The organism is Desulfosarcina sp. (assembly GCF_055467485.1).
On record NZ_JBUOIV010000023.1, the window covers coordinates 14,369 to 37,111 of the forward strand.

Annotated in this window: 15 protein-coding genes and 1 tRNA gene; 5 read left to right on the forward strand and 11 right to left on the reverse strand. The window is 57.3% G+C overall.

Going from position 1 to position 22,743, the window contains the following annotated elements; translation table 11 throughout:
• Positions 1 to 47: 47 nt before the first annotated feature.
• From ACZCED_RS12530 to qrcA, 8 genes are all read right to left on the reverse strand, one after another.
• Positions 48 to 1,466, reverse strand: coding sequence for a hypothetical protein (locus ACZCED_RS12530; protein WP_464860914.1), 1,419 nt, complete (start codon positions 1,464 to 1,466; stop codon positions 48 to 50).
• Between the two features lie 165 nt (positions 1,467 to 1,631).
• Positions 1,632 to 1,787: a hypothetical protein gene (locus tag ACZCED_RS12535; RefSeq protein WP_462971996.1), complete on the reverse strand. Its 156-nt coding sequence runs from the start codon at positions 1,785 to 1,787 to the stop codon at positions 1,632 to 1,634.
• Between the two features lie 288 nt (positions 1,788 to 2,075).
• Positions 2,076 to 4,424, reverse strand: a complete 2,349-nt coding sequence (locus tag ACZCED_RS12540) for a GAF domain-containing protein (protein WP_464860915.1) — start codon at positions 4,422 to 4,424, stop codon at positions 2,076 to 2,078.
• 207 nt (positions 4,425 to 4,631) lie between these two features.
• Positions 4,632 to 4,793: a hypothetical protein gene (locus ACZCED_RS12545; RefSeq protein WP_462971994.1), complete on the reverse strand. Its 162-nt coding sequence runs from the start codon at positions 4,791 to 4,793 to the stop codon at positions 4,632 to 4,634.
• A 20-nt stretch (positions 4,794 to 4,813) separates the two neighbouring features.
• The gene (gene qrcD / locus ACZCED_RS12550; RefSeq protein ID WP_464860916.1) at positions 4,814 to 6,118 is read right to left on the reverse strand and encodes a menaquinone reductase integral membrane subunit QrcD; all 1,305 of its coding nucleotides are present in this window, start codon (positions 6,116 to 6,118) and stop codon (positions 4,814 to 4,816) included.
• 68 nt (positions 6,119 to 6,186) lie between these two features.
• Positions 6,187 to 7,014, reverse strand: a complete 828-nt coding sequence (gene qrcC / locus ACZCED_RS12555; protein ID WP_462971993.1) for a menaquinone reductase iron-sulfur cluster-binding subunit QrcC — start codon at positions 7,012 to 7,014, stop codon at positions 6,187 to 6,189.
• A gap of 21 nt (positions 7,015 to 7,035) precedes the next feature.
• Positions 7,036 to 9,204, reverse strand: coding sequence for a menaquinone reductase molybdopterin-binding-like subunit QrcB (gene qrcB, locus ACZCED_RS12560; protein ID WP_464860917.1), 2,169 nt, complete (start codon positions 9,202 to 9,204; stop codon positions 7,036 to 7,038).
• A gap of 60 nt (positions 9,205 to 9,264) precedes the next feature.
• Entirely contained in the window at positions 9,265 to 9,954 is a 690-nt protein-coding gene (gene qrcA, locus ACZCED_RS12565) for a menaquinone reductase multiheme cytochrome c subunit QrcA (RefSeq protein ID WP_464860918.1), read from the reverse strand.
• 780 nt (positions 9,955 to 10,734) lie between these two features.
• Between qrcA and ACZCED_RS12570 the strand changes: the two genes are divergently transcribed.
• The 4 genes from ACZCED_RS12570 to ACZCED_RS12585 all read left to right on the forward strand — a co-directional run bounded on the left by ACZCED_RS12570 (position 10,735) and on the right by ACZCED_RS12585 (position 15,565).
• Positions 10,735 to 11,673 carry an ABC transporter ATP-binding protein gene (locus ACZCED_RS12570; RefSeq protein ID WP_462971990.1) on the forward strand — a complete coding sequence of 313 codons (939 nt, stop codon included), beginning with the start codon at positions 10,735 to 10,737 and terminating at the stop codon, positions 11,671 to 11,673.
• Positions 11,674 to 11,790: 117 nt separating this feature from the next.
• Complete coding sequence (locus ACZCED_RS12575; RefSeq protein WP_462971989.1) at positions 11,791 to 12,543, forward strand: ABC transporter permease; 753 nt, start codon at positions 11,791 to 11,793, stop codon at positions 12,541 to 12,543.
• A 16-nt stretch (positions 12,544 to 12,559) separates the two neighbouring features.
• Complete coding sequence (locus ACZCED_RS12580; RefSeq protein WP_462971988.1) at positions 12,560 to 14,440, forward strand: GldG family protein; 1,881 nt, start codon at positions 12,560 to 12,562, stop codon at positions 14,438 to 14,440.
• Between the two features lie 3 nt (positions 14,441 to 14,443).
• Positions 14,444 to 15,565, forward strand: a complete 1,122-nt coding sequence (locus ACZCED_RS12585; RefSeq protein WP_462971987.1) for a DUF4340 domain-containing protein — start codon at positions 14,444 to 14,446, stop codon at positions 15,563 to 15,565.
• A 238-nt stretch (positions 15,566 to 15,803) separates the two neighbouring features.
• Here the strand turns inward: ACZCED_RS12585 and ACZCED_RS12590 are convergent, their stop codons facing one another.
• From ACZCED_RS12590 to ACZCED_RS12600, 3 genes are all read right to left on the reverse strand, one after another.
• On the reverse strand, positions 15,804 to 18,749 hold the full coding sequence (locus tag ACZCED_RS12590) for a M16 family metallopeptidase (protein WP_462967506.1): 2,946 nt from the start codon (positions 18,747 to 18,749) through the stop codon (positions 15,804 to 15,806).
• Between the two features lie 381 nt (positions 18,750 to 19,130).
• Positions 19,131 to 19,601 carry a hypothetical protein gene (locus tag ACZCED_RS12595; RefSeq protein WP_462967505.1) on the reverse strand — a complete coding sequence of 157 codons (471 nt, stop codon included), beginning with the start codon at positions 19,599 to 19,601 and terminating at the stop codon, positions 19,131 to 19,133.
• Positions 19,602 to 20,386: 785 nt separating this feature from the next.
• The gene (locus ACZCED_RS12600) at positions 20,387 to 22,279 is read right to left on the reverse strand and encodes a peptidylprolyl isomerase (RefSeq protein ID WP_462967504.1); all 1,893 of its coding nucleotides are present in this window, start codon (positions 22,277 to 22,279) and stop codon (positions 20,387 to 20,389) included.
• 376 nt (positions 22,280 to 22,655) lie between these two features.
• On the opposite strand from ACZCED_RS12600, the gene ACZCED_RS12605 reads away from it, so the two are divergent.
• Positions 22,656 to 22,731 (forward strand) — tRNA-Ala (locus tag ACZCED_RS12605).
• Positions 22,732 to 22,743: the final 12 nt, after the last annotated feature.

The window sequence follows — 22,743 nt, forward strand, 5'->3', positions numbered from 1 at the left end:
CCGGCCGCAAGCCACTGTCCCTTTCCAGTCGCCACCCGCTTCGACCGTCAACCGATCGGTTTTTTTGGCCGGGTCGTCCGAACGATCACGAGTATGACGATCACGATGAAGCCGGTTACCACCAGCAGTTGAAAAAGACGGTAAAAGATGTGATCGACACGTTGGTCGGCAGCCGCATTGAATTGCTCGACGATATGGGTAAACAACGGCCAACTGGTTCGTTCAACGGTCAAGACCGTCTTGTTCAGGCTTTCCAGTGCGGCCTGCATCTTCTCGATGGCCGTGGTATAATCGTTGATGTCAAAGGGTTTGGACGGCGCTGCCGGATTCTTCGGTTCGAACCGGGAGACAAGCTGATCCACAGCGGCAACCAGTGCCTGGGCGGCCATTGCGGTCTGCTGTGCTTCCCGGATCAACCGCTCGGCATCGGTGGTTGTCTTTGCAAGACGGTCGAATGTGGTGTCAACACGGTCGAGCGTCCCTTGAACGTCTTTGTTGATCTGGCCGAGCATCGCGGCTTTGTCATCGACGGCCTCCATCACGGCGATGCGTTCGCGGGCGATCAGGTTGGCGGCGTCCGAAAGTGCCGCCGTGCGCTCCTTTGCCACCTGCCGGGGAAGTCCTTCGAGCAGGTCGGCGAATCGATCGGCCGTCGTCCTGAATCCGGAGATATCCTTGAAGAGCGTATCCATTTCGGGCTGCATGACCAGCTGTTTATAGACCAGTTCGGCCTGAAATCCGATGATCAACTGCATCTTGGTCAGGAGAAACATGGCTCTTTCAGAAGTCATGCGGACCTCGTCAACAGCTGCGGTCGCCTCTCTCACCGGGGCCAACAGACCGCCGGGTTTCTGGATTTCTCTCAAGTTCGGTTTCTTGCCGAGATCTCCGAAATCGCTGAAGCGGATATAATCCACCGCCACTTGACCCGGATTGTCCGAATACCAGTCGAGAATCAGGTCCCGGAATTCTTCCAGCTGAATTGGCGTCATCACTTTGGCTGCCAGACGCCACGCGTCCGCCTCCATCTTACTGAACGCATCCACCATGATCGTAGCCGGCATGCCAAATATCTGGGGGCGCCAGTAGTCTTCCCAGACCATCCGGTTCAAGGTCGCCATGACCACGATATCCAGCAAGGCCGGTCCCGGATGGGGACCGGCCGCAATCTCCGTGGCGGCGCTCAGCGAATAAACCTTTCTTGCCGACGCAATCAAGCGACCGTGGGGCGTTGGTATGGCTGCTTCGAAATTGAACGCAGCCTGGCCGATGGTGGCGATAAACCGATTGGCATAGCTGATTACCGCCGATTGGAGCTCTTCTTGTGACATCTGTTCGGCACTCAAGGCCTCTGCCGCTGCCGGCGGTTTTGACCCGGCAGCGGATACCTGGGATGACATGATTTCAAGTCCGGCCATGGTCAGCAATGAGAGAGAAAGGATTGCAGAGAAATTTATGAGCTTCATCTTAGAAAACCATTCTCCCTGGCCATTCTAATTGTCGGAAGGCTTTTCGTGAAAGTCGTCCAGCATACCGCATGGACGTTATGAAATCAATTTGGGACAGGCGCCTCAACCGACTGGCCGACCATTCCTCCGGGGCATAGGCGATTATTTTTTCAATCAGCCGGTTTAGTAAATGATGCGGCCGCATGCATCAACCATGAGAAAACCGGCAGGCACTTGGGGCATCAGGCGTTCCAGGTGGCTGGGTCGGATCGGGTCGGTCTTCTCAGTGGTCTTCTGATCCTGTCGGTTGTGCGCACGCTTCGACCGTAGGGATATCATTTGATTACCGGTCGCCCGCCAACACTGCCGCAAGCGATGGCAAATGCGCCTTCTATAACGGTAAACCCTTAACATTAAGCATGCTAACGGCGTGGTTGAGTATGATCGAATAAACAACGGCCATCGCTGATGCGCAACGATATACTGCAGAATGAAGCTATAGGGGCAGGCTACAATGGGCCTGGTAATTTTGCAAGATCGGTTTCACGGTTTTTCCGGGTCATCCGCATTTGTTCACTGCCAGCCTGAAAATTAATAATGCCGGTGTTTCTCCCGACCCGGTGACGGCTACCCGGCCAGCTGTTCGATCCCCGTGGCCGCGGCACCGGCTTCCAGGTTCACACTGACGCGAAGCGCCTTGAGCCCCTGGACACCGGGGAGATCTTCCAGGTCAACGGTTTGAAGGTCTCCTAACAGGTGCTCACGGCTTTGCAGGTAGTCGATGTGGCGCCGGATATCCCTGCCCTCCTTGGGGTGAGAATAGACGATGGCGATTTTGCCCGGCTGGGTGAGGCGTTCCCGGCCGCCCTTGACCATGGCTTTGTCCAGGCGGGACTTGATGATCTCATGTCGCACGTCATAGGCGCCGTCTACATCGAAGCGCTTTTCATCGTAGCGGAAGCGAATGGAAAGGGGCGCGTGGTTCACCAGAATCAGGTGGCAGACGTCCAGGGGGACTTTGAGCGCGGGCTGGATCTGCCGGGTATGCCAGGCCAGCCCGCAAGCGATCTTGAACTGCCACAGGGCCAGGTTTTTCTGGAAAAACGGATTGTGTTTCCCTTCCGGATGCATGGATGCCCCCAGATAGATGACGTAGTCGATGCCGTCGGTCTGGTGCTTTTCGAAATAGTGGGGGAAGATTTTCTGGACTTCGGCCTGCTCCCGTTCGACATAGCCCGAGAGCTGTTCGTTGAGCCTGGAGACACTCTCTTCAAACGCCTTGCGACGGCGATAGACGACGCCCATCACCGGATCTACCGCCTGGTTATACCCGTCGATGGCATGGCTGACGCCGGGGCCGATGGCCCGCAGTTCGGCGAAGCTGGGTTCGATCTCCTGCTGGAGAAAGGATGCGACCAGGGTTTCCTCCTCGGTGGAGAGGCCGGCCTTGATTCTGGCGATGCGTTTGTCGATTCGGTAGCTGAATTCGTCAATCAGCGGCCAGGATTTGACTTCGGCGGCGCGCTGCATGATGGTCCCTGCCAGGGTCAGCTGCTCGGTCAGGTCCGCCTGGATGCTATTCACCCGGGCTTCGGAAGAGCCCCGAATGTCTGACTGGCCGAACAAAGGGATTACCTCCTTGAAGATGATCGGTTCCATTTCGGATGGATGGCCCTGGCGCAACCGCTCCATGTGTTCCATGGCGGCATCGCGGAAGCGCCACTCCACGGATGGATGCACGGCGGTGCATTTTTCCTTGATCACCGACTGAACCTCATTGTTCATGTCCTCCAATCCCCGTTTCAGGGCCATGGAAAAAAGAGGGACGATGTGGCGCATTTTTTCGATGTCCACGGCGCCTAATCCATTGGGTATATTGGATTTGACCCAGAATGTGCCGATCGCTTCCCCGCCGAAATAGAGCGGCGCGATGAGCATGGATCGTACACCATGGTCGACGGCATCCTGTTCGGCCGGACACAGGTTCGGCTCCTTGCTCAGGTCGGGAATGCGCATGATCTCCTGGTGGTCGACGGCCCGCAGCCATACCGAGTCCTTCAGATCGTTCATGGGGATATGGCTGGAATTGGTGAAGAGGCAGTTGGCCGTGGATGTGTGTCCGTCGTTTAGGATCAGGACCTGGTCTCCCTGAACCGCTGCCAGGCTCGCTTTCAGTTCCGGCTGGCCGAACAAGGTGCGCAGGCGGCTCTGCAGGCGCTTGAAACCGTCGGCCGAAAAAATGGATTCCTGGTCGATCAGGTCGCGTTCCAGGGCTGATGTGATCTCGGATTCGGTAACGTCCACCGCGCGTACAACAGTGAAACCCCGGAAAATGAAGCCGCCGGGGGGCAGCAACGCGGTCAGCACCTCAGGGTTGGCTATATGCTCGATTACCTGCTCCCGCTGCTGCTCGGTCAATTCGCGTGGCTTGCCCACGGTTCCCACCTGAACGAATTGGAAGTCGGGGGTAATCTGGAAATGGCGCTCCAGGCCCGTCGCCGCATCGGTAACGATACGGATGAGGGGACTGTCCACACCCTGGTCGATTCCGTAGAGCCGCCTGAGAATCAGGTCGTAGGCGCGGATGGAGCGCTGAAAATCAAGAGTATTGTTTTCCCCTTTGAGTCGTCCGGCGATCTTGCCCCTGCCGTCGAAAAGAAGCGCACGGTAAGCCGGCGTGCAATAGATGGTGTCGTGTTGAAAGGGGGTGAATGCACCACTGATCTCCGTTTCCCAGGTGGACGAGGGAAAGGCCACGCTCATCAGCGGCGAAAGGATATCCGTGTGGCGGGCGGCCAGATCCGGCCGGTCGATATCGCCCCTCAACTCCGGTGTTTCCTGGACCCGTTTTTCAAAGACCTCGAACATTTCGGCCATATGCGGGCAGTTTGGCGATACCTTTTCGCGCCAGAATTCAAGCAGGGGATCGATGCTGAGGACGGTCCGAAAATCGTCTGCCGTGGAATGATTGGACATGCCTGCACTCCTTTCAACCGCCTTATGTGTCAAGGTGATGGGATCTATCCCGTTAGCCTCCCCGGCGGTTATTCGAATATAATAATCACCAATCATCCAAATGCCAATGTCGGTCAGTGGCAGGATCGCAAAAAGGAAAAGCGCCTGTTCCGAGGACCGCAGTCCGGGACAGGCGCTTATTGTGGGTTTGGCAGGAGGAGCAGACGGCTAGTGGTGGCCGTGGCCGCCCTTGCCATTGGTCGAGTCGATCACGGCTTTGATCACGCAATAGGTCATGCCGATACCGATGATGTTCAGGGCGTACCAGAGGCCGCCGTGAAATACGATGTGGCCCGCGTCCCAGATCCATTCAAAACTGAAAGGAAACATATTTTCTCCTCTTTAAGCGGCTAAGCGTTGGCCGGTTTCAGATCCGGTGCGGCGTCCGTGTGCGCTTCATCCGCCGTTGCCGTTTCTTCGTCGATGGGATTCAACTCTGCCTCCTGGGGAAAGATCGGCAGGTAGCGGTAGGAGATCATGATCAAAATGATCCCGTAGGCGACCGGCAGGATGGTCGTGGCCACTTCCTGCCAGCTGGGATAATACAGCGCCCAGGTGTCAAAGGGCATGATCGGTACGGCCATGACCTGCAGCACCATGACCCAGCGGTTCAGGGAAACGCCCATGACGCCTAAAAAGAAGGCGGTGACGCGCCAGGTGGGGTTCTTCCTCAACGGGGCGCTGATCAGGATGATGGCCGGCACCACACCGCCCAGGATGATCTCGGCAAAGAGGATCCAGTAGCCGTAAAAAGCGTTGCCGGTGTAGAAGTCGGCCAGGTTCTGGCCCAGTCCCGGCGCCGTGATATTGGCCCAGCGGGTCGTGTCGCAGATTTTGGCGATGGTATAGGTGAAGATCATCCAGCCGGAGATCTTGGCAAGCAGTTCGATCACGTTGTCTTTGACCAGCTTTTTGCGGGCCACCTTTTCGGTGATCCAGGTGATCAGCAGGGTGAAACAGGGGCCGTAGGCGGCGGCTGACCAGGTGAAGAGGAAGAAGGTCCAGGGCCAGATGAGCAGGCCTTCACGAAAGGCAAAGGGCCGCCCGAAAAGCACGCCGGCCACGCCGCCCAGTGAACCTTGATGAAAAAAGGAGAGGAACGCACCGGTGGCGGCGAAGACCGCCATGGTTTCATGCATGTTGTGGCTCAGGTTGTGAAAAAAGGGCACTTTATCCAGCTGGCGGTTTTCCAGAATCAGGGGAATGTACTCGATGGTCAGCACCGCGAAATAGCAGGATAGGCAGAAGGCCACCTCGGTGAGCATGGAGTGCACGTTGGCATGCCAGAAGATAAACCACCCGCGCAGGGGTTGGCCAATGTCGATGGCCAGGATCAGGAGCGCCGAGCTGTAGCAGATGAAACCGATGAGCACCGCATAGTTGATGATGTTTTTGAGCTCATCTTTGCCGATGATGTATTTGAGCAGGCCGCTGAAGAAGGCGCCGCCACCCAGGGCGATGACGGCCAGGTCCGCCCAGATCCACAGGGCGAAACCGTAATAGTCGTTCATGTTGGTCTGGTTCAGTCCCTTGAACCAGCATAGCAGCATGGCATACACGCCCCACGCAAGGACAGCACCCACAATGCCCAGTCCCAGAAGGAACTGCCACATGGGGCAACGCTTGACTCCTTTGGGTATTAACGCAGAATCCATAGGGTAAGTACTCCTTGATCTGTCAGGTTTGCCGTTCTTTGCTAAAAGCCGTTACCGCCAAGGTGGTATTAATGGTGCAGCTTGGCCACCTGCCCGGTCTTTTCGTGGGCGAGGTAGTTGTCTCCTGCCCGCCGGACCCATTCTCGGTCGGACAGATAGTAGACTTTGGTATTGGTGCCGGTTCGCTCGAGGAGCCGGAATGCCCTGGGGTTTCTGGAGCGGTTGCCGTTCTTGGGGTCCGGTTGGACGATCTGGTGGACCCGGTGCTCCGGATTGTTCAGGTCGCCGAAAACGATGGCACCGGCCGGGCACGCCTGGGTGCAGGCGGTCTGGTAGGCTTCTTCGGGCACGCGACGTTCTCCGTCAAGATAGGCTTTGTTCTTGGCCAACTGGTAGCGATGGAAGCAGAAACTGCATTTTTCCACTACACCGCGCATGCGCGGGGAGACGTTGGGGCTCAGGTATTTCTCCATGCCGTCCGGCCAGACCGGATCCCACCAGTTAAAGTAGCGGGCATGATAGGGGCAGGCACCCATGCAGTACCTGCAGCCGAAGCAGCGGGTAACGATCTGGCTGACGATACCGGTCTCCCGGCTGTAGTCGGTAGCGGTTGCCGGGCAGACCGACACGCACGGGCTGTGGCCCCCATGGCCTTCACAATGCTGGCACGGCCGCGGCAGGTAACAGACGTCCGTATCCGGGAATGGTTTGTCATTGCTCAGTTTGAAAATTCGCATCCAGGTGATGCTGACCAGTTTATCTGACTCATCTTCTTTAAACGGTATGTTGTTCTCGGACATGCAGGCAACCATGCAGGCGCCGCAACCGGTGCATTTGTCAAGATCGATGGCCATTCCGTATTTCATTGGGGTGCCGTGTGTCTGCGCTTGTTTCATCAGAACCTCGTGTCAGGTGGGTTAGGCTTTAACCAGCATCGCCCGGATTCCCCAGGCTGCATCGAAACCGGTCGACGGGTCCTCGACCGGGCCGATGAGTTCGTTGACGTTGACTCCCTTGCCTGCCAGGTAACCGTCGTAGGCGGTATGTCCCAGTCCCCTGGCCATGGCCAACACACCGGGCTGGAGGCCGTCGAAGAGGTGGACGCGTACCTGGGCTTCACCCCGGGGGGTGGTCAGCGTGGCCCGGTCACCCTCGCCGAGGCCGACCGCACGGGCGGTTTGCGGATTGATTTCGACGAACCCATCCGTACCCTTGATGACGGTGTCGGCAACGGCCTTGATCATGAAGGGGGCTTCGCCGACATATCCGCTGGTGAGCTTGATGGAGTCATAGGGCACCAGCAGCAGCGGGAAGCGGTTTACATCGCCTTCGGCCTGAACGGCCGGTGAATCCATCCCGGCCAGTTGAATCCTGTCGGCAACGGGGTCGGTATCGGCCTGCACCCATACACCCGTTTCCATCAGGGCGTCCCATTTTTCCGCCAGCGTCTCCTCCAGGCAGGTTTCGTAGTCATCCCAGAGGAACGCGTCGGCGATGGATCCGCCCATGGCCTTGGCGGTCAGGATCAGGACTTCGCCCAAATGGCGCGTGTTGAACTGGGGAGACACCACCGGTTTGCTCAAGCCAATCATCTGCTGGGCAAGCCCGGCACCCACCGGGACATCCTCGTAACGCTCCAGGTAGACGTGATCGGGCAGCAGCAGATCGGCCATGGCGGCTGTCTCATCCTGAAATGAAGAGAAACTGACAATGAACGGGATGCGGGCGAAGGCCGCCTTCACGCGTTGCGAGTCGGGCAGGTCGTGGCAGGGATTGGCGCCGGCCACCAGCAAGACCTGCACGGGATATGGCCCGCCGCCGTTGACGCTGTCGGCCAGCCGGTTGGTCAGGTATCGTGCGTCGGCGTATTTAGCTGCACCAGCCCCGTCTATCCGCGGCTGCTCGAGGCCGGCGGCGGCCAGGCTGTCGGTGGCCACATCGGGCCACTGGATGTAATCCGCTTCCGGGATAGCCCACATGCCGCCTTCCCGGTTGATGTTTCCCGTCAGGGCGTTGAGCAGGTAAACCGCGGCGGTTTCCCGCAGGCTTCCCGCCACCAGCCCCTTGCCGCGTCCGCACAGGGCCAGTGGCCGGTCGGCACCGGCAAAACCCTTGGCCAGGTCGAGGATCACCCCGGCAGGGACACCAGTCGTCTGCGACACGCTTTCCGTTGCGTAGGTGGCCAGCAGGTCGCTTTTCCAACGGCCCAACCCGGCGACCGCGCCGGTGTCCAGCTTGTCTCCCTCGACCAAAATGGCGGCAATTCCAAGCGCCAGGTCAGCTTCGGTGCCCGGGTTGATCGGGATCCATCGGGTGGCCTTGGCCGCACTGTTGGACAGGCGCGGCTCCACCTGGACGACGGTGATGTTTTTTTCTCTCCAGAGGCTGGCGGCCTTGAACATGCGCACCGGAGATCCCCAGCCGTCCACGAAACCGCTGCCGAAGCTGAGAATATAGTCGGCATTCTCCACATCGAAACCGGTTCTGCCGTCACCGCCGAAAAGGGCCTTTACGGCCAATTCATCAACGTCGCGCTGGGACGGGGTGCGCATAAAATTGGGGGATCCATAGGCCGTCATGAACCGCTGGATCAATGCCGGCACCGTGCCGCTGTCCGATCCGGCGAGGGCGGCAACGGTATGGGCTTCGCCCTTGTCGCGGATGCCGGCCAGTTTTTCGGCCAGGATGGCGACGGCTTCATCCCAGGAAATTTTCTGCCATTTGCCTTCGCCCCGTTCGCCGATGCGTTTCATGGGCGATTTGATTCGGGTGGGGCCATAGAGCATCTGGAGCCCGGAAAGCCCCAGGATGCAGATGCTGCCGTCGTTGACGGGGTGACCCGCCTGGCCCTCGATTTTAACGGCGCGGTTGTCGACTTTGCGAACGGAGATGCCGCACCCGCCCGGGCACAGGGAACAGGTTGAGTCTTCGTAGACCACCTCTCCGTCCGGTGGGACCGGCGTCCAGGGCCACATTTGCGACCAGATGGAGGAGTCATCCATCAGTTTCCACGGCAATGGCGACAGGGCTGTGCCCGCTGCGCCGCCGATCACGAACGACAAGAAACTTCTTCGGTCAACTTTCATCGATTATCCCTCACCTTATCCAAATCAGAAGCTGAAATCGTTTTCCGGGGCATGGTTCCATTATTTGTGACAGACAAAACAGGCATCGCGTTCGGTCTGGACGCTGGAGGTGTGAATCATGCCCGCCTCCTTATGGCATTGGGCACAGTCATCCATCTTCATGCGGTCCCAGCTGTTCTTCTTGAGTCCGGCGATGTTTTTCCCCCAGATATCCCGGCTGTAGCCGGTGAGCCGATTGTATTCGTAGGGGCGGGATACCTCCGAATCGCCGATATGACCGTGGCAGACCACACAGTCCATTTTGGCGCCGATCACGTGGGCGGCATGCGAAAAGAACACGCAGTCCGGCTGGCGGGAATAGGAGAGCCAGGGCACTTCGCGCTCCTTGGCCACGTATTGCTCGACGAACATGGCTTCGTCTTCGGTATCGCCCATGGGCTCTTCATGGCATTCCACGCATTGGGCAAGCTTGGGAATGCCGGAAAAGCTGCCGTCTTCTCTGAAGTAATGGCAGCCTTCGCATCCCTCACCGACCTCTTCGACGTGCAAGGCGTGGTTGAAGTTCAGGGGTTGCTGTTTCTGGGAATATAGAAGCTTGGGAAAGATGACCCACCCCAACACCATGCTGGCTGCAAAACCGATGATGAAGAACAGGATGATAAAACCGCCGGCACCGCCCTCCTTGCCGTCGCTGCCAGGTGCCGCATGATCATCCATCTCCGCTTTGGCTTTTTCGTCTAAGGTGCTCATGGAATCTCCGTCAACCGCTGTGTGATGATTTCTGCTGTGAAACCGACCGTTCCTGAAACCCCGGTGCCGGCCGCCGCATTTAGCGACAGCCCAAGCGGTTCTGGTTTCGAACGCGCCGGCGTCGTTACCGATGGTTTCATATCCATATAATTCAGGCGGGATGCAATCCCGCCTTCGGGTGTAAAAAACACGGGAGGTGGAGCTTGCGACTTTCTATCGGCAGTCGGTCGTTTTGTCAAGAAAAAATCCTTGAAAACAGGCCGTTGACCGAACTCCGCCGGCCTGACGCAAACAGGGGCGCAGTGCCGATTTGCCGGCGTGTGAACCGCCTGGTCGGCCTGTCCGGGAACCCCCGTGGCGCATATCCGTGCCGCAGCCCATCGGTGGGTTGATGCCCTAAGAACGGACTTGACATGTGGGCTTCAAATATTATTTTCTCCCAGTTTTTGCAGGCCGCTTTTTAGGCAGCCGGGTGAGCATGTCAGGTCTGATCAGGCTTGGCACAACCCTGCAGCGCATCGCGCCGGTCACCCCTTCGCTGGGCCTTCACCGTCTGGTAACGCCGGAGGGGGCAACCGGGGCGACAGGGTGTTGCCTTTTTGAACCGCGATAGCGAGCGCCCTGCCCACCGCTTGCCCGTGGGGTTGGCGAGCGAACAGGAAAACGATTATCATCTTTACCGTGTTGCGCAGCACTGCCGCTGCCGGCAGAACATTCCCCACAGCTTGCCGTGGGGAGGGTTCAATCCGTCAATCCGAAGGCCAAGGAGACCGCATATCCATGATAGAAGTAAGGCATCTGACCAAGCAGTTCGGCAGTCATCTGGCGGTGAACGACATCACCTTTACCGCCCGGAAGGGGGAAATCCTGGGCTTCTTAGGCCCCAACGGTGCAGGAAAGTCCACCACCATGCGGATGATCACCGGTTTTTTTCCGCCGACCAGCGGAACGGTGATCGTCGGTGACCACGACATTTTGACCCAATCCATCGCCGCCCGCAAAAAGATCGGATACCTGCCTGAGAACGCACCGGTATATCCGGATATGACGGTCAACCGGTATCTGGATTTCTGTGCCGAGATCCGTGGATTCGGGGGTGCAGCCAAGACCCGCCGGGTGGGTGAGACCCTGGAGCGATGTTTCCTTGCCAATGTGCGTCACCAGGCGGTGAACACATTATCCAAGGGCTACAAGCAGCGGGTCTGCTTTGCCCAGAGCATCCTGCATGACCCCGAATACCTGATTCTCGACGAACCCACCGACGGGCTGGACCCCAACCAGAAGCACGAAGTGCGCCTCATGATCCGGGAAATGAGCGCCACCAAGGCCATCATCTTTTCCACCCATATCCTCGACGAAGTCGATGCGGTCTGCAGCCGGGCCATCATCATTGCCGACGGAAAGGTGGTCGCCGACGACACGCCCGACGGCCTCAGGCGACGATCCCGTTCCCACGGATCCGTTGTCCTGACCGTCACGGGCTCGGCCACGGATGGCATACAGAAGCGAATTGCGGAACTGGACGGGGTGGCATCGGTTTCGGTTGTGCAATCCGATGGCGAGCGGACGACGTTGCGCATTTTTCCTGATGATCCGGATGTGCCCGTTGCCGACCGGGTGATCGCCACGGCAAATCAGGACGGGGGGCGCATCGCCGCCGTGTTCGTCGAGCAGGGACGGCTGGACGATGTGTTTCGTGAAATTACCACCGGCAACTGATCCCGATGCCTTCACTGCCGGCGCGCATCGTCCCGGAAGAAAACGGGCACTGGCTGTCGTGCATGACGGATTGACCTTCCTTGAGCAGCAAGACACTTAAATTGAATGGAGTGGGCCATGCAAAGCGGTAATTTTTTGAGAAACATATGGATTATCATGAAGCGCGAGTTTGCCGGATACTTCGGTTCCCCGGTGGCCTATGTCTTCATCGTGATCTTTCTTCTCCTGACTGGTTTCTTCACCTTTTACATCAGCAATTTTTTCGAAGCGGGGCAGGCCGACCTGAAAGGCTTCTTCCAGTGGCACCCCTGGTTGTTCATGTTTCTGGTGCCGGCCGTTGCCATGCGGCTGTGGGCCGAGGAGCGCCGGCTGGGAACGATCGAACTGCTCCTGACCCTGCCGGTGACCGTTACCGACGTGGTCCTGGGGAAATTCCTGGCCGCCTGGTGTTTTATCGGTATCGCGCTGGCCCTGACCTTTCCGTTGGTCCTGACCACCATGTATCTGGGCAATCCGGATCTGGGAGTGATTTTTTGTGCCTACCTGGGTTCATTTCTCATGGCCGGCACCTTTTTGAGTGTGGGCAGCATGACTTCGGCCCTCACTCGCAGCCAGGTGGTCAGCTTCATTTTGGCTGTGGTGGCCTGCCTGTTTCTCATCCTTGCCGGTTTTGCGCCGGTGACAGCCGTGCTGTCGGGGTGGGCGCCGATGTGGCTGGTGGACCTGGTCTCCTCGACCAGCGTGCTATCCCACTTTGCCTCCATTGCCAGGGGCGTGCTGGACGTGAGGGATCTGCTTTACTACCTGTCGGTGATGGTCTTCATGATCTTTGTCAACGGCGTTATCCTGCAAAACAGGGAATCGGCATAAAGGAGGCCAAGAGTCCATGATTGATGGAAAAAGACGCATTGGAAAAACCGCATTCTCGGCCGGCAGCGCCATGCTGGTGCTCGTCATCGTGGTGCTGGTGAACATACTGTTGTCCCGTACCACGTTGCGCTGGGATGCCACCGAGGACAATCTGTACTCGTTGTCTCAGGGCACCCGGACCATCCTTGCCGACCTGGACCAGGAGGTGGTGGTCAAGGTGTTCTATAGCAAGCACGTGGTCAACATCCCCAACCATATCAAGACGTTTGCCCAGCGGGTGATCGATTTTCTTTCCGAGTACGAACAATACGGAAAGGGCCGCATCTCGGTTGAAATATACGACCCCAAACCCGATTCCGAAGAAGAAGAGTGGGCCATCAAATACGGCATGAAAGGCATCAGCCTGCCGACCGGTGAGCAGGTATACCTGGGGCTGGTTGCCCTTGCCGCGGACCAGGAGGCGGCCATCGCCTTTATCGATCCCACCCAGGAAACGCGCCTGGAATATGACTTGACGCGCATCATCGCCCGGGTGCAGACGGCGGATCGTATGAAGATCGCCGTGTTCAGCAGCCTGCCGGTATTCGGCCAGGCTTCCATGAACATGGGAATGGCCGGGCCCCGTCCCGGCTCGGAGCCCTGGTTTTTCATCCAGGAGCTGGAAAAGACCTACGACCTGGTCACCGTGCAGCCCGATGCCGACCACATCGATCCGGCTGCCAAACTGCTGGTGCTGTTTCATCCCAGAAACATGTCCGAGATGCTGGAATATGCCGTGGACCAATACATCATGGGCGGCGGCAATGCCATTGTTTTTGCCGATCCGCTCTCACTGATGGACGATCCGCGCATGGGACCCGGTGGGTCCATCCCTGAAAGGTTGTTCAAAGCCTGGGGGATCACCATCGAACCGGGAAAGGCCGTTGCCGACTACACCTACGCCACGCGACTGAGGAACCGCAACAACCAGGCGGAGACCAATCCGCTGTGGCTCTCCGCATCAGCCGGCGCATTTCCCGCGGACAACCTGATCACCGCCAACCTGGAATCCATGCTGCTGCCGGTCGCCGGTGCCATCGAGCCCCAGGCGGACAGCCCCTATACCGTCGAGCCTTTAGTCCAAACGTCCACCAACAACCAGATGGTGGACGCCTTCGCCCACAGTATGGATGTGGAGGCTCTGCGGCGGGATTTCAAGCCGTCGGGGAAGGTGCGCAATCTGGCCGTGCGCATATCGGGTACGTTTAAAACTGCCTTCCCGGACGGACGACCGGACCCCGGACCCGACGCCGGCGAAACAGCGTCGGCGTCGGACGCCACGGATAAGGCGGAATCGCTGAAGGAAGGCAAGGCACCCTCGGTCATCGTCGTGGTGGCGGACAGCGATCTGCTGTACGACGGCTATTACCTGAGTCAACAGAACCTGCTGGGTTTCACGATTTCCAACATCTTCAACGACAACCTGAATTTCATGCTCAACACCAGCGAAATGCTGACCGGCAATCCCGCCCTGATCAGCATCCGTTCCCGGGGAACGTTCGAACGGCCATTTACACGGGTGCAGGAATTGGAGCGCAAGGCCCAGGACCGCTGGTTGGACCAGGAGCAGGCCCTGGTTCGCCAGGTGGAGGAAACCAACCAGAAGCTTCGCATGCTCGAGCAGCAAAAAGATGCCGCCCAGCGTGCGATCCTCAGCGAGGAGCAGGAGCAGGAGATCGCGCGCTTCCAGGAAGAAAAACTCAAGATCAGCAAAGAACTCAAAACGGTCCGGCGCAACCTGCGTGCTGAAATTGAACAGCTGGGGGTCACGGTCAAGTTCGTCAATATTTTCCTCGTTCCGCTGCTCATCGGCATCGGTGGGATCATTTACGCAATCACCCGAAGAAGAAAGGCATAGTTGATGAAGGGCAAGACATTTCTGATACTGCTGGTGGCCGCAGGCCTTCTGCTGGCCCTCTGGTTTTTCCGTGTCGGGAAGGACGAGCACACCGGCCAGGTGAAAATGGGAGACAAGCTGTTTGCCGACCTGCCGGTGAACGCGGTGACGACCGTGACCATCGCCGATTCTGAGAATAAGGTGGTCCTGATCAAGGGCGACAAGGTGTGGCAGGTCGAAGGGCGCAACGGTTATCCGGCCGATTTCGATGAACTCAGAGAGTTGGTGGTCAAGCTCTCCCGCTTGAAAATCGGCCGCAGTTTTCCCGCTTCGGCGGAAAGCCTGGCCCGCCTGTCGTTGATGGCCCCCTCCTCCCCGGACACCTCGTCCACAGGCAAGCAGATCACGTTGAGAGGCGCATCGGGAGAGATCCTCGCCGATGTCCTCCTGGGCGAAAGCCGCCAGACCGATAGCGGGGAGGGCGGCGGGCAGTACCTGAAAAAGGTCGATGCCGACACCGTTTTTCTCGTGGATGGCAGTTTCCGGTTCCTGAAAACGGCACCGGCCGAGTGGTTGAAAAAAGAGATACTGAATATCAACGCCGAGGAGGTGAAATCGGTCGCCTGCTATGCCGGCGATGCCCGCACGCCGGTTTATACCCTGTTGCGGCCGGAGCGGGGAGAAACGGCCAGAATGACGCCCGTCCCCCCGGGAAGGACCGCCGATCAGGCCAAAATTGACCAGGTTCTCGAGGCCCTGGCGCCCCTGACGCTGGATGACGTACAGGCCGCCGACGGAAAGCCGCCGGTGGTGGAATCTGGGCAGGCCCGCCTGGTCTACCACCTTTATGACGGCCGGCAGATTTCCATTTATCCCCAATCCGACGACAAGGAGCGCTTCACCCTCAGGGTGACGGCCGAGGACTCAATTGCGGATACGCCGGCTGCCGATGAACCCGCATCGCAGCCTGCGGATGAAAAAACACCAGCGGAGACCACCGAGCCAGCTCCGGAAACAGCCCGGCAACTCAACGAGGCGTTGAGCCCATGGACCTTCTCGATCAAGAAGTGGCAGTTCGACAGCTTCATCACCGAGCCGCTGTCGCTGCTGGAGGAAGTCAAGAAGGATGCTGACGGGACCTCTTGATGAAGGAGGCCGGCAGACCGAGATCCGAGGGCAGAAGATGGAGAGGATTGGGAAAGCTAGTATCGGGGCATTGAGGAATTGAAGCCGCGGCTGCAACCGCGGGCATGTGTAATCAATGCAAACGGCCGGGTGGGCCACCCGGCCGTTTGCTTTCCGAGGAATCGGCCAATCATCAGCAGCGGCATGTCTGTATCACTCAATTATTAAATCTGCCACCTACAGACTTTCACCTTCAGCTCTATGACTTCGGTCTGGGTTGAATGATCATCGCCGATGCCCGCTTGTCGGTCAGGTAGGCGGCGGCCAGCGCGGCCAGTTCCCCGGCGGTCACCGAGGCATAATCTTCCTGAAAGCTTCTGGCCCATTCGAATTGCTGCGCGTGCCATTCCGATCCGGTCATCACGCTGTTGAGCCAATACCCGTTGGTCTGCCGCAGCTCTTTGATCGAGGTGAGAATCGGGTCCACCGCCCGCGCCAGTTCATCGGCCTTAATCCCGTTTTGGGCCAGATCGCCGGCAATGGCTTTGACTTCCGCCAGCACGGTGTCGGTTTGATCAGGGGCCACATTGACATACGCCTGAAATACGCCATAGCCCGTGTAGGCGCGACTGGCCCGGTTAAAGGCATAGGGAGAATAGGACGCCCCTAATTTTTCCCGTATCCGCTGCCTGAGTCGCTCGGAGAAAACATCGGCAAGAACGGACAGCCGTCGGGTCCGGCCGATGTCCCAGAAATCTCCTGTCTGCCAGGCGGCAACGACCATGGCCTTGGGAATCTGGGTGTCCACATCGATTCGCTTGACGGTTCCCGTCGGCAGATTGGGCAAATCGACCCTGGGGTTGCCGGGGTTAGGACCGCGCTTCGGCAGGGAACCCAAATAGCGCCGGGCCAGTTCGATGACTTCATTTTCATTGATGTCACCGACAACGGACAGTTCCAATGGGGCACTGGCCAACTGGGGTGCGATCCAATCCCGGATATCCGCCAACCGAATGGCCTGAATGTTCTCAAACGGCGGCATGCCGAAACGGCTGTCTCCACCGGCCAGAAAACGCAGCCCCTCGATTCTCATCATCCCTTCGATGGATCGGGTGTAGGTCTGATAATCCTGACTCAACCGTTCGCGGGCCAGAGTCAGGGCGTCATCGCGAAAACCCGGGTCCACCAGGTGGGCGTGGATCAACTGGAAAAGCAGCGGTACTTCAGCAGAGACAGTTTCCCCGAAAAAATTGAAATGCGTCTCGGTTATCCTGAAGTTCACGCGGGTGCTCTTACCGGCCAGGGCCCGCTCCAGTTGGTTGGTATCCATGGACCCCAGGCCGCTTTCGTTGACCGTCGCTTCGGCCAGCAGCGAAAGACCCGGAAGCGATTGGGGCTCCGCGGATGCACCATGTCCGAAAATCAGGTTGACCAGCACCTCGTTGGTCTTGTAATCGGTGCGCTTCACATTGACCCGGATGCCGTTGTCGAGTCGAATGCGGATGATGCCCAGGTCTTCCACGACTTCCCGGGAGGCGATCGCGCCGATAGGTTGCGGTTCCGGAAGATAGGGAAATGAGGCAACCGCCTGTGCCTCGGGCGGATCGACCACGGTTGCTGCGGATGCCAGGTAGACGTCGCGAATCAGCGATTCCGGTCTTTTCGGCGACGAACGTTTCAAATCGACGTTGCCGGTGATCAGGACCAGTCGGTGGGTATCGGTCCAATTCTCTTCGAATGCCTGGTGAACATCGGCCAGGGTAACGGATTCCACCAGGGGGGCCAGATTGGTTTTTTCCTGATCAGGGGACTGGATAACCCGGTCACCAGCGAGATCTCGCATAATGGCCCTGGCCAATGTCGTGCTGTTGCGGGTGGGTGCTTCCCTGACCGCGTTATCCAACATCTTCCGCGTGTCTTTTTTAACCCGTGCCAGTTCGGCTTCGGTAAATCCATACAGCCGGGCCCGTCGCACCTCCTGCTCCAGCAGTGCAAGGGTGCGCTGCCAGGTTTCAGTTCCGCTGTCTGCGGAGATTTCTGCATATCGGATGCGGTTCAGGTAGATGCCTGAACCAACGCTCGCAGCGGTAAAAGGCGCCCCCGGTGTCTTCTGTAGGGCATCCAGGCGGTTCTGAACGATCCGGTCGGCCATGCTTTCCACCATTTGCCGGCGCTTGCGGGCCAGAGAATCCGGAGTCTGGTCATGGGCGCGAATCACTTCTATGCTGACTGTCGTCGCTCCCACTTCGGGTTCGTAATGGTGAAAGATCTTCAGTCCCTTGTGGCTGATCGCGCCGATTGAGGGCGGGTCGGAGGCGGCCGCCCGGGGTGCCAATTCACCGAACTGGGCGTCGATCAACTGCTCAGCCAGGGGGGGGGTGAAGTCACCCACCATGACCAGTACCATATTGTCCGGCCGATACCATGTGTCATAAAAGTCTTTGAGCTGCGAGTGGTCCGCATTTTCGATTACTTCGGGTTTGCCGATGGGCAGCCGTTTGGAAACCAGCAGGTCAGGGAGCTCAAAACGCAGTGAAGCTTCAAACGTTCGGTAATCGGCTGAATCCCGGGAGCGCATTTCTGCGAGAATAACCCCGCTTTCCCGTCTGACTTCCGCTTCCAGCAACAGTGCGCCCGTGGCATAATCGTGCATGACCAGCAGGCCTTTTTTCAGGTTTTCCTCATCTCCCGACGGCAGGATGATGTCGTAAACGGTTTCGTCGAAGCCCGTATGCGCGTTGGCGTCGTTGCCGAACTGCATGCCGATGCTCTGAAAATAACGGACCAGTTCACCAGGGGGAAAATGGGTCGATCCATTGAACAGCATGTGTTCGAGAAAATGGGCGAGTCCCCGCTGTTCTTCCGTTTCATTTAAACTGCCGGCACGGATGAAAAGGTGAACGCTGACCCGGTCTTCCGGGCGATGGTTTTCCATGAGTACATATTGAAACCCGTTGGCAAGCCTGCCGAAGGTGACAGCGGGGTCGGGTGCCAGATCGCTTTTTTCATGGGGCCATGCCGGATATGGCTGATCCCGGTTTGCCTTCAGTTCCGCAACGGCGGGCCACGTCGACCCTGTCGATGCGGAAAGACCCATATTGGGGAACGGACCGACCCATCCCATCATCAGCAGTGCCAGCGCCATGGCTATCGTGGTCAGCCGTGAACTTGCTTGTTTTATCCCGTTATCGTGGACGTGATTCATTTGCTTCCCTTATTGGTTGTTCGCTTAAAGCCAAGAGCCTGCTCCAAAAACAGCATCCAGATAATAATACAGCGCAAGAGAAAGGCAATGCGTGAAACCAGGGTCGGATGCGGATGGCTCCGCGGGTATTGATCCGCAAACAGGCACGCAGCTCGTCTTTTTTCCTGTCTGCTGCATTGCCTTCACGGCATGTTTATAGACGTGCACCGGCACATGTGGTGGGTGTTGGTAAAAAAACAGGCGTTATCCGCTGGATATTTAACCTACCGATCCAGGGAAAGAGAAAAGCCTTCTGGGTCCATTGCTGTAAATGGAACAACCGGAAGGCTTTTTCTATACCGATACGGGCGAATTGTCGTTCGAACCGTTTTCGATGGCTGTCTATTTTTTCTTTTTGACGTAAAGGCCGCGTGATAGGGTCTCGATTTTGCCTTTTTGGGTCAGTTTATACAATGCATTGCTCACCTGGCGGGCTTCAAGGCCAGCTCTTTTCTTCAGCCGCTCAACAGTGATTCCACTCCGGCTTCTGCTGATCATCCCGAAGATGCTGTCGAGCATGGTTTGCCCGCCCGCGGCAACAGGTGCTTTTGCCTTAGCTTTCGCTGCTGCCGGTACTGCTTTTTTTGCGGCCTTTTTTTTTGCTGCTTTCTTCTTGGGTGCCGCTTTGACCTTCTTAGCCGCCGCTTTGGCCTTTTTGGCAGGTGCTTTTGCTTTCTTGGCTGCTTGCGCTTTTTTCGCCGGTGCCGCCTTTCCACTTTCCGATTCAATGGCCTCAGCCATTTTCTCTATCTGTTGGACCAGAGAAGACAGCGTAGTGGAAATGGCCATTAGTTCCTTTTGAACATCTTTCATCAGCTCGAGCCTCCTTGTTAAAGCGGTTTTGGCTAATAATTTAGCTAGTTATTCTGAGCCCTAATATATTTCTCATTTATTGTCAACCCCGTTTTGCCTTGTTTTAAGTAATTCTTCTTCACCCTCAGAAGGTGAAGATGGCCAATTGGCCGGCCTCCCAAAAACACTATATTTACCAGCAGTATGAAGGCGGCCCGAGTGTAAGTTTTTTTTGCGGCTGCGACATGACAACGGCAGGGGAAACGCCGGGGTTGATACAGGTCGGGGAAAAGTGGTGCGACAAATTTGAGAATACTGGCGGAGAAGCGAACCTGCCGGCAGGAATGCGCCGGTCCGGTTCGCTCTCAAGGCTCCCTGATGAACGCCCACCAGATATAGAGGAAGAATATTATCCACGCTGCCACGGCTGTCGAATATGCTTTCCAATCCGTTTTCCGCGCAGCCATGCCATGTTTGTTTATCTTCCCGACGGGAAGTTTGCACGACGGACAGACGTCCACGTGAAGGGGCATATACTCCATGCATTCCGGGCATTTTTTGGAAACATGCCCGCCGGGGTTGCTGGGGTCAATCGAGGCGCGTGGTGTATTCATGTCGACCTCATCCTGTCTTGAACCGCGATAGCGAGCGCCTTCCCTGCTGCTTGCGGCGCGGGGTTAGCGAGCGAACTGGAAATCGTTTTTTTTCTTGCGATGCCGCGAAGCACTGCCGTTACAGGCAGAACATTCCCCGCGACTTGCCGCGGGGAAGCTTCACTATCGCAGGAGAGTGCTTTTGGAGGCCTGCTATTCCAGATACTCTTTCTCGATGGCAACCTGGCTGTCGGATCGGCGTGCTTCGATCCAATCCTGGATTACCGCTCGTTGCTTCTGCCGAAGGAGCATACTGCGGATGCCGTCTCTCTCGGGTTCAAAACCATCGGCAGCGGGCGCTTTCCGCTCCGACAGCCGCAGCAGATAAAAACCGGCGCTCCCCTGAATCGGCCCATCGCTTGTGCTGCCGGCTGAAGACAGCCCAAAGGCCGCCTGGGTGAAGGCCTGGTCCGAGCCTATCTCAGGAATGGCTGCGCTGCGGGTAAACAATCCGGTTTGCTTCACATCCACACCGTGAGCGGCAGCACTTTCTGCAAACGGTTTTCCCGCACGCAAATCCGCTGACATGGCCTCGGCACCCTCACGGGCCTTGTCAGCCTGCATCTTCTTGGTCAGGTCAGCTTCCACTCTGGCTTTGACCGCTTCCATTTCAGGAACGGCGGCTTCGATGGATTCGGTGGGCTGAATAAGGTAGTACCGGCCCCCGATATCCTGAATGTCGCTGATTTCATCGGTCTGGAGGGCAAAGGCGGCGGTTGCGAATGTTCCCTTGTCGCTGCCCAGTTCGTCCGGCCCCCGGCGGCTGAAGGGACCGGTTTCCTTCACGGCCAAGTCAAGGATCTTGGCATTGTTGACCAGGTCGTCCTTTTCATAGCACCTCTCGTAGAACTGCTCGGCCTTGTCGTAAGCCAGATTGCGTGCTTTCCTGGTGGTAAGGGTGTCGATGATCTTTTCTCTGCTTTGTTCGATCGTTTGCGTGGAGGCTTCCTCCACGGATTCGACCTTGATGACATGCCACCCGAATTGGGTTTTTACCGGTTCGCTGATCTCACCGGCAGCCATGGAAAATGCCTTGTCGGCAAAAGGCTTGACCATCTGAGATTGCTGAAACTTGCCCAGATAGCCGCCCCGATCTTTGGTGGGGCCTTCGGAATACGTTTTTGCCAGTTCGGCAAAGTCCTGGCCGTCTTTGGCCATTGTTGAGATCTCTTCCGCCCTGGCCTTGGCCGCCAGGTCCGCTTCTGCGTCGGCCTGCGGATCCAGCTTGATCAGAACATGGCGGGCTTCCACACTTTTTTCGGTTTTGAATTCGTCGATATTGGAATCATAGTAGTCCATGATCTCTTCTTCATCAACCTTGACCTGATCCTTATAGGCATCCGGGTCGAACACGACGTATCGGACTTTTACCATGGGGTCGGTCTTGTAACTTTCTTTCCGGTCTGCAAAATAGGCGGCAATCGCTTCCGCCGAAGGATGGATATCGGTGTAGCGGGCCGGTTCGAACACGACGTAGTCGATGTTGACCGCGGTGTTCTGCCAGTCATACCATTGGCGTACCTCCGCTTCGGAGACCTTTGCGGCACCCATGACGATCCGGGTGAGCTTCTCACCCAGTAAAGCGTTTTTCTGGTCCGCTTCAAATTCTTCCGGGGTGAGGTGGACCTGGGCAAGGATGCTTTGATAGCGGCGATTGTCGAAGGTCCCGTTATTCTGAAAGATTTCGGTTCTCATGATCGATTCGGCAACCTCGGCATCGGAAACCCGCAGGTCAAGCTTTCTTGCCTCCTGCAGGAGAATGGTGCGGTCGATCAACTGGTCAAGGGCCTGTTTCTTGATGTTGAGCATTTCGATCATGCCGTCATTCAGGCTGGACCCGAATCGCTGACGATACTGATCGATCAGGTTGTTGTAAGTGCGCCGGTACTCAGCCACGGAGATGATTTCATCGTTGACGACGGCAACTTTGGTTGCCTCCTGGGTGCGGAAACTGCCCACGCCCCAGAATACGAACACGATCACGATAGCGAACAGGATTACCTTGATCATCCAGCTGCCAGCTTGTTTGCGCATCACATTGAGCATTCACAACCTCTTCTTCGTACCCTTTGCCGGGATCCATACCGATCCTGGAATTATATTGTTGTCCCGATTTTATTCAATCATCTGCCGAAACCGTCGAAAAGACGCTGTGTGTGGCAGGTGTTGCCGACCGCTGCCGCGGTGATCGCACAGGAGACTAAAATGTCTCATCTTTTCAAACGATTGACATTATGTGTTGCCGCACATTTTGTCAATAGTTTACCACTTGCGGCCGCCCATTTGCCAAATCAGCGGCGGTGTCTGCGCATACTGGCGATGTCCGGTCAGCCCGGCGGCGGACAAACCGGATAAGGCCTTTTAAACTAAAAAATGGCATTGACATGGGAAACTGATTTTGTTAGTTTGCGTTTTTGTTTTCGGGGCTGTAGCTCAGCTGGGAGAGCGCATGACTGGCAGTCATGAGGTCAGGGGTTCGATCCCCCTCAGCTCCACCAATCAAAAAACGA

What these genes read in the sequence shown, in the direction of transcription:
- ACZCED_RS12540 (WP_464860915.1), bottom strand. Translation starts at nt 4,424, where the DNA reads ATGTCCAATCATTCCACGGCAGACGATTTTCGGACCGTCCTCAGCATC.
- ACZCED_RS12545 (WP_462971994.1), bottom strand. Translation starts at nt 4,793, where the DNA reads ATGTTTCCTTTCAGTTTTGAATGGATCTGGGACGCGGGCCACATCGTA.
- qrcA (WP_464860918.1), bottom strand. Translation starts at nt 9,954, where the DNA reads ATGAGCACCTTAGACGAAAAAGCCAAAGCGGAGATGGATGATCATGCG.
- ACZCED_RS12580 (WP_462971988.1), top strand. Translation starts at nt 12,560, where the DNA reads ATGATTGATGGAAAAAGACGCATTGGAAAAACCGCATTCTCGGCCGGC.
- ACZCED_RS12600 (WP_462967504.1), bottom strand. Translation starts at nt 22,279, where the DNA reads ATGCTCAATGTGATGCGCAAACAAGCTGGCAGCTGGATGATCAAGGTA.
- ACZCED_RS12530 (WP_464860914.1), bottom strand. Translation starts at nt 1,466, where the DNA reads ATGAAGCTCATAAATTTCTCTGCAATCCTTTCTCTCTCATTGCTGACC.
- ACZCED_RS12535 (WP_462971996.1), bottom strand. Translation starts at nt 1,787, where the DNA reads ATGATATCCCTACGGTCGAAGCGTGCGCACAACCGACAGGATCAGAAG.
- ACZCED_RS12590 (WP_462967506.1), bottom strand. Translation starts at nt 18,749, where the DNA reads ATGAATCACGTCCACGATAACGGGATAAAACAAGCAAGTTCACGGCTG.
- qrcC (WP_462971993.1), bottom strand. Translation starts at nt 7,014, where the DNA reads ATGAAACAAGCGCAGACACACGGCACCCCAATGAAATACGGAATGGCC.
- ACZCED_RS12585 (WP_462971987.1), top strand. Translation starts at nt 14,444, where the DNA reads ATGAAGGGCAAGACATTTCTGATACTGCTGGTGGCCGCAGGCCTTCTG.
- qrcD (WP_464860916.1), bottom strand. Translation starts at nt 6,118, where the DNA reads ATGGATTCTGCGTTAATACCCAAAGGAGTCAAGCGTTGCCCCATGTGG.
- ACZCED_RS12595 (WP_462967505.1), bottom strand. Translation starts at nt 19,601, where the DNA reads ATGAAAGATGTTCAAAAGGAACTAATGGCCATTTCCACTACGCTGTCT.
- ACZCED_RS12575 (WP_462971989.1), top strand. Translation starts at nt 11,791, where the DNA reads ATGCAAAGCGGTAATTTTTTGAGAAACATATGGATTATCATGAAGCGC.
- ACZCED_RS12570 (WP_462971990.1), top strand. Translation starts at nt 10,735, where the DNA reads ATGATAGAAGTAAGGCATCTGACCAAGCAGTTCGGCAGTCATCTGGCG.
- qrcB (WP_464860917.1), bottom strand. Translation starts at nt 9,204, where the DNA reads ATGAAAGTTGACCGAAGAAGTTTCTTGTCGTTCGTGATCGGCGGCGCA.